This is a genomic window from Citrifermentans bremense R1 (assembly GCF_000426865.1).
GTDB classification, from domain to species: domain Bacteria; phylum Desulfobacterota; class Desulfuromonadia; order Geobacterales; family Geobacteraceae; genus Geomonas; species Geomonas bremensis.
In genome coordinates, this window is the sequence record NZ_AUGE01000027.1 from 45,929 (window position 1) to 51,928 (window position 6,000).

Genomic DNA, 6,000 nt, shown 5'->3' on the forward strand with positions numbered 1-6,000 from the left:
GAGAAGGCCTCCATGCGGCAGGCGAAGGCGAAGCCGCGTCCCTGTATCACCATCTCGCGTGAATACGGTTGCACCGGGTACCCCACGGCGGAACTGCTCCGGGAGCGGCTGATGCAAAGGACCGGGGATGAGTGGGTACTGATAGACAAGGCCGTGCTTGAAGAGGTGGCAAAGCGCCATAACCTTTCGGAGGAGATCCTGCAGACGCTGGGGGCCGAGAACCGCATCCTGGACGAGATACTGGCCACCTTCTCGCCGCGCTGGAAAAGCAGCTACGACTACTTCCTGCCGCTATCCCGGCATGTGGTCGCCTTGGCCTAGCAGGGTAACGTCATCATCCTGGAGCTTGGAGGCGCCATCATCACCAGGCACATCGAGAATTCCTACCACTTCAGGCTCTTCGGGTCAGCCTCCTTCAAAACGGCGACCCTCGCTAGCCGGCTCGGGCTGGAAAGCGAGCCGGCGGAAAAGCTGATGCACAAGCAGCAGAAAGCCCGCGACCACTTCACCCGTGATTTCCTGAACCAGGACGACCACGATCCCGGCCTTTACGACCTCCTTTTCAACAACGACCGCTGCCCCGCCGACCGCATAGCAAACGCCATAGCCGACTTCGTGTTGGCGAGGTAGGCCTGCGCCGGGCGGTGTGGGGGGAGGGTGCTGCTATCGCAAGTGCGGCACCGGCAGGATCTTTTTCATCGCGGCAGCGGCGCATTCCGGACAGTAGCCGTGGCTGAAAAGGGCCTCCGAGTGGAGCGAGATATAGCTCTCCAACTGGTTCCAATATCCCTGGTCGTCACGGATCTTTTTGCAGGTCATGCAGATGGGGAGCAGCCCGGAGAGCTCCTTGACCCTGGAGAGCGCTTCCTGCAGTTCCTGGTTTTTCCGGGTGAGGGCTTCTTTTTGCGACTGCAGTTCGAGATGCACTGCGACACGATGGCTCAGGATGACGGGATTGACCGGCTTGGAGAGAAAGTCTACCGCGCCGGCTTCGAATCCCCGTGATTCGTCCACTTCATCGCTCAGCGCGGTTATGAAGATGACCGGGATGTCCCGGTATCTGGAATCGTCCTTCAGGATACGGCAGACCTCCAGTCCGTCCATTTCGGGCATCATGACGTCGAGCAGGATCAGGTCGGGACGATTCTCGGCCAGGGCCAGCAGCGCTTCCTTGCCGCTGTTGGCACCGAGGACCTCGTACTCCTTGCGCAAGATCTTGTAGAGAATGATCAGGTTTTCCGGCGTGTCGTCGACAACCAGCAGCTTTTTCTTGACCACGGTATCCTCATTTCTCTGTGGCAATGCACAGAAACTGCATCAGGAGTGGATGTCGTAATCCAGGAGGATTTCTCCGACTGTATTAAGTGCGCTTTGGCAATCGAAGTGCCGTATCTGCTGGTTCAGCTGTTCTAGAAGAGGTGAACCTGGAATCAGTACGGAGAGGTCATTTACCTTGTCCAAGACCTTCATGTTTCTTTGCCGCAACAGCGAGCTGACTGCAGTGAGTATATCTGCAAGCTGCTGCCTGTCCACTGTGCCAAGCTGGTGTGCCGCGGGAGTCGTGGGAACTCCGTCGGCGGCGTCGCCGTTGCCTGCTGTGTCAAGGTCGGGCAGGTGCAGACAGCGCTTCATCTCCCGCAACAGCGTGGGAATCTCCACAGGCTTGGGTACGTACCCGTCGTAGCCTAGTCCGAGAAGCATCTCCTGGTGGCTCGTAAGCACATGGGCGGTGAGGGCGATGATGGGGGTCCGCTTTCCCAGCGGGGTCTCGGTCTCCCGGATCACGCGGGTCGCTTCCGTGCCGTCGATACCGGGCATCTCGACATCCATGAGGATGAGGTCGAAGTTCCCCTTTTCCCATTTTTCCAGCGCCTCGCCGCCATCCGCCGCACTTTCCAGATCGTGCCCCAGTCGCCCCAGGAGTTTCTCCATAATGTTGCGGTTCATCTCCTGGTCGTCGGCCAGCAGGATGCGGAGCTTGGCCCCGTCCCAGACGGCTTTCGTGGCGGTATTGAGGAACGCCTTATGGGGGGGCTTCTTGGCGCAGAGCCGGAAGGGAATCTCAAAGTGGAAGGTGCTGCCGGCGTTCTTGCGGCTTTCCGCCCAGATCCGTCCCCCCATGAGCCGGACCAGCTTCGTGCTGATGGAAAGCCCAAGACCGGTGCCGCCGTACCTCCGGGTGGTGGAGGTGTCTTCCTGCGCGAACGGTGCGAAGATGCGGTCCAGGGACTCCGGCGCTATCCCGATGCCGGTATCGGTGACGCTGAATGTGATGCGGGCCGCTTCCTCTTTTTTTCCCGCCAGCGCTACCGTTACCGCAATGCTGCCCTTTGCGGTGAACTTGATCGAGTTGCCGATGATGTTGAGTAGCACCTGCTTTAGCCTTAGCCGGTCGCCGACCACCGCATCGGGGATCTCTTCCGGGATACTGACTTTCAGCTGGAGCCCCTTTTCGTGGGCCGCCGCCGTCTGGGTCCTGATGATTTCGTTGATGCTCTGTCTGAGGCTGAAATTCCGCGACTCCAGTTCGATCTTCCCCGCCTCCACTTTCGAAAGATCGAGGATGTCGTTGATGATGGCAAGGAGACCCTCCGAAGAGGTGAGGATTCCGTCGACGTACTCCTTCTGCTCGGCTGAAAGCTCAGTGTAGGCCAGAAGCTGCGTCATCCCGATGATGCTGTTCATCGGGGTGCGGATCTCGTGGCTCATGTTGGCCAGGAACTCGGTCTTCGCTTTACTGGCAGCCTCGGCGGCCTCCCTTGCCAATACCAGCTCCATCTCCGCACCCTTGCGGTCGGTGATGTCGAAGCAGTAACCGATATACCCGGCGAAGCTGCCGTCGAGCCCGGAGAAGGGGCGGCCGATGTCCAGGATCCAGCGGAATACGCCGTCGTGGCGTCGCAGCCGGTACTCCATTTCAAACGGGGCCTTCTGATGAAACGCCCCAAGCCAGATGGCAACGCAGCGCTCCAGGTCGTCGGGGTGGACCCCCTGTGCCCAGCCGTCGCCGTATTCCTCTTCCATGGTGCGGCCGGTGAAAGAAAGCCAGGTGTTGTTGAACCAGTCGCACTTGGCCTGCGTGTCCGCACGCCAGATCAGTGCGGGGGCCTCGGCCAGGATGTTCAGGTAGTGGTCCCGCGCCTCTGCCAGTTGCCCTTCGGCGCGCAGGCGCTCCTGGATCTCCTGTTTCAACTCACGGGTTCGCTCCTCGACCTTCTGCTCCAAAAAGGCGAAGCTATGGTGGTCACGGCCTTCGTCCATATTCGCTGCTCTCCTAGGAAACGGCGTACGCTATGGTCGCAAAAAAAAATGGGTACTGCAGGAGTTACTTAGCTGGGCGACATTATAAGCAAATTGCCATGGCCGCCATAGGCAATTATGAATAGATGCTGCTAATGAACCGGCCCGGGTCGAAGCCATGCCGGGTAAGGATGCTGCGGGCTTCACGGCTCAGGTAGCTATCGGCGGGAATTGCGCGGGCCTTGGGCGAGAAAAAGCCCCTCGCCCTGGCGGGCGGGAGGCTTGTGGAACGGCGGGGGGTAAGGTGGGAAGGCCCCGGCGAACAGTCGACTTGCCGGAGGCGTTGGCGTTTACTGGTCCCATCGGAAGGGAGAGGATTTCGCCAGAGGCTTGACGTGGGCGCCGATCCTCTCCAACTCTTTTAGGACCGCCCCTTTCATCGTCTCCACCTGCAGGTTGACCTCTGCGGTAAGCTCAGAACCCACAGCAATGGACTTGGGCTGTACGCCGATGAGGACGAGTTCCGGGAGGGCGTGCCCGGTCAGTTGGGCGACGCCCAGCAGGTCCTTCAGCCCGATCTGGTGCGGCGAGAGCTTCGCTTCCAAAGCGGAAGGGAGTTCCTCGCCGGTCAACCTCACGCAGGAACCTGGCCGCTTGCCGGTTTCGACCGCGTCTACCATGATGACATGGCTTCTCCCTTCCAAAAGCGGCAGCAAGTCGAGGCCCATGGTCCCCCCGTCGACGACGTCGACGCCACTGGGGAAATGGAACTCCCGCTGCAGTTCCCGAACGACCTTTGCGCCCACCCCGTCGTCGCTCATTATGGTATTGCCGATGCCGAGAACTAGAATTCTCGGCGATGAATTTTGGCGTAAAGTCATCTTGCCCCCCTGTCGAACCCTCTCCAATCGCTGTTCCAGCCTCGTTTACAGGATACATCTCGCTGCCGGCTGCACCGCGTATAGCTATCCATCGTTACTCCACTCGTACCAACCTGCGGCTTACAGACAAATCAATGATAATAAAAAATGGTTTTAGCGCAAGAGGAATTCTGAAAATAATATCCCTTCTTTTCATGATTTTTCACGGTTTTATCCATAGAACAAAATTTTATAATTAAAGCATATAGGTGCAGTTCTCTGTCTCGGCAGACGCCGGGCCTCTCGGCGGCCTATCCCCTTGCTCCCACTATCAGGCCCGTTCGAAAAACGCCAGGAAAAGCTCAAATCTTGAACAGCACCCGCTGTGCTCCGGCGTGCAACTTGTTGTAAATAGGTCTTTTCCAACTGGCATGCATAATGCTTAGATTTAATTGATTAAAAATATTAAATTTGAAGGTCCTATGCCTGGGGAGATGTATCGCAACCGCGCGCCGCCTTCCGCCTGGTGCTGAAGCTTTGGGGCGCCCGACTGGGACGCTTTCGACTGATGTGAAAGCATCACCGGGTTTAACTATGGAGGTACGAGATGAAAAAATTAATGGTGATTGTAACGCTCCTTGTCACGTCACTTCTGTTCGGCTGTGGCGGAGGAGGCGGCGGCAGCGGCAGCAGCAGTAATAATAGCGATACCGCCAGTAACAGCGCCGACAGCGGAACAGGAGGTAGCACCGGCGGTACCGCAAACCCCGTCGGCGGAACCGGTGACAGCGCTGCAGGCGTGAATGGTGGAGGCGCGGGAGACACCGGCGCCACCCCAGTCCAGCCCCCGGCGGCGGCCATTCCGGGGGCACCGGCCGAGGTCATGCTACAGCCGGGGAATGGTCAAGTCACTCTGTCCTGGAACCCCGTCGCCGATGCCACCTCGTATAACGTCTACTGGTCTACCGCCAGTGGCGCGGCGCTGAGCCAGGGCGCGCGAAAAACCGGCGCCGTCTCTCCTTGCCTGGTCACTGGATTGCAGAACGGTACGACTTATTACTTCGTTGTCACTGCGGCCAATCAATATGGAGAATCCAGGGGCTCGGCTGAAATGAGCGCCGCTCCGGCGGTGTTTTTCGTTGCAGAGATGGTAAGCGGGAAAAGCTTCGACTACACCTTCTCCACAGGCGCAGCGGGAACCGTCAGCTTCAACGCCGACGGGACCTTCACCGGCCAGAACTTGAGCGTAGGAATGCCTTTAACCGGGCAGTGGGTCATCAAGGATGGCGTGTTGACCTGCGTGTACCCCGGAGGAATAACGGAAACCCTGACGCTCATCTCGAGCACCTCCACCTCGTTCATTGTTACCTACTTCGTCACCTATGCCGACGGCAGTAGCAGCAACAGCGTGGAGGGTACTTTCGTGATGAAATAGCAGTAACCGGCTTTGGCGGCAGTGTCATGAGGCGGTCCTGGACCGCCTTTTTTTTGAGGAAATTCCAAGCGAGGGCAAAAAAAGGCCTCCTTGCGGAGGCCTAGGTGAGGTGTCGGTCGGTCAGCTGTTGATCAGGCATTGCTTCTTTTTCTCAACAAGCCAACTCCTGCCAACCCGAAAGCGAGCAGGATGAAGGTGGAAGGTTCTGGAATGGGGGCAGCCTGCGGGGAAAAATCGATTTGTTTGACTTGTTCGAGGCCGGTGTTAACACCGTTTTGGTCGGTGACGTTGACTTGGATTGTCCCGGCTGACACAAGCTGGCCCCGGAAAGAGAAGTCTCCATATTTCTCTTCGCCAAGAGGGGTAAAGGTGAGGGAGGTTAGCAAATCGGTCCCGGACTGCTTGATGTTAGCGTAGCCACTGGCGACAGTGACGGCTCCCATGGTAACCACGTCAATGGCGGGG

Annotated in this window: 5 protein-coding genes and 1 pseudogene; 2 read left to right on the forward strand and 4 right to left on the reverse strand. The window is 58.4% G+C overall.

The features are described 5' to 3' along the window. Positions 1–12: 12 nt before the first annotated feature. Positions 13–630: pseudogene (locus tag K419_RS22160) on the forward strand (cytidylate kinase-like family protein). Between the two features lie 33 nt (positions 631–663). Here the strand turns inward: K419_RS22160 and K419_RS0115145 are convergent. The 3 genes from K419_RS0115145 to K419_RS0115155 all read right to left on the reverse strand — a co-directional run bounded on the left by K419_RS0115145 (position 664) and on the right by K419_RS0115155 (position 4,121). Then, positions 664–1,278: a response regulator gene (locus tag K419_RS0115145; RefSeq protein WP_026842330.1), complete on the reverse strand. Its 615-nt coding sequence runs from the start codon at positions 1,276–1,278 to the stop codon at positions 664–666. A gap of 39 nt (positions 1,279–1,317) precedes the next feature. Further along, a complete protein-coding gene (locus K419_RS0115150) occupies positions 1,318–3,261 on the reverse strand; it encodes a PAS domain-containing hybrid sensor histidine kinase/response regulator (RefSeq protein WP_026842331.1) in 1,944 nt (647 codons plus the stop codon). 329 nt (positions 3,262–3,590) lie between these two features. Next, positions 3,591–4,121 carry a HyaD/HybD family hydrogenase maturation endopeptidase gene (locus tag K419_RS0115155; RefSeq protein WP_026842332.1) on the reverse strand — a complete coding sequence of 177 codons (531 nt, stop codon included), beginning with the start codon at positions 4,119–4,121 and terminating at the stop codon, positions 3,591–3,593. A gap of 586 nt (positions 4,122–4,707) precedes the next feature. Here K419_RS0115155 and K419_RS0115160 point away from each other — a divergent pair. Further along, positions 4,708–5,535, forward strand: a complete 828-nt coding sequence (locus K419_RS0115160; RefSeq protein WP_026842333.1) for a fibronectin type III domain-containing protein — start codon at positions 4,708–4,710, stop codon at positions 5,533–5,535. A 131-nt stretch (positions 5,536–5,666) separates the two neighbouring features. Here the strand turns inward: K419_RS0115160 and K419_RS0115165 are convergent. Continuing rightward, positions 5,667–6,000 (reverse strand): PEP-CTERM sorting domain-containing protein (locus K419_RS0115165; protein WP_026842334.1); only part of this gene is annotated, 334 nt, incomplete at its 5' end.

What these genes read in the sequence shown, in the direction of transcription:
- K419_RS0115150 (WP_026842331.1), bottom strand. Translation starts at nt 3,261, where the DNA reads ATGGACGAAGGCCGTGACCACCATAGCTTCGCCTTTTTGGAGCAGAAG.
- K419_RS0115155 (WP_026842332.1), bottom strand. Translation starts at nt 4,121, where the DNA reads ATGACTTTACGCCAAAATTCATCGCCGAGAATTCTAGTTCTCGGCATC.
- K419_RS0115160 (WP_026842333.1), top strand. Translation starts at nt 4,708, where the DNA reads ATGAAAAAATTAATGGTGATTGTAACGCTCCTTGTCACGTCACTTCTG.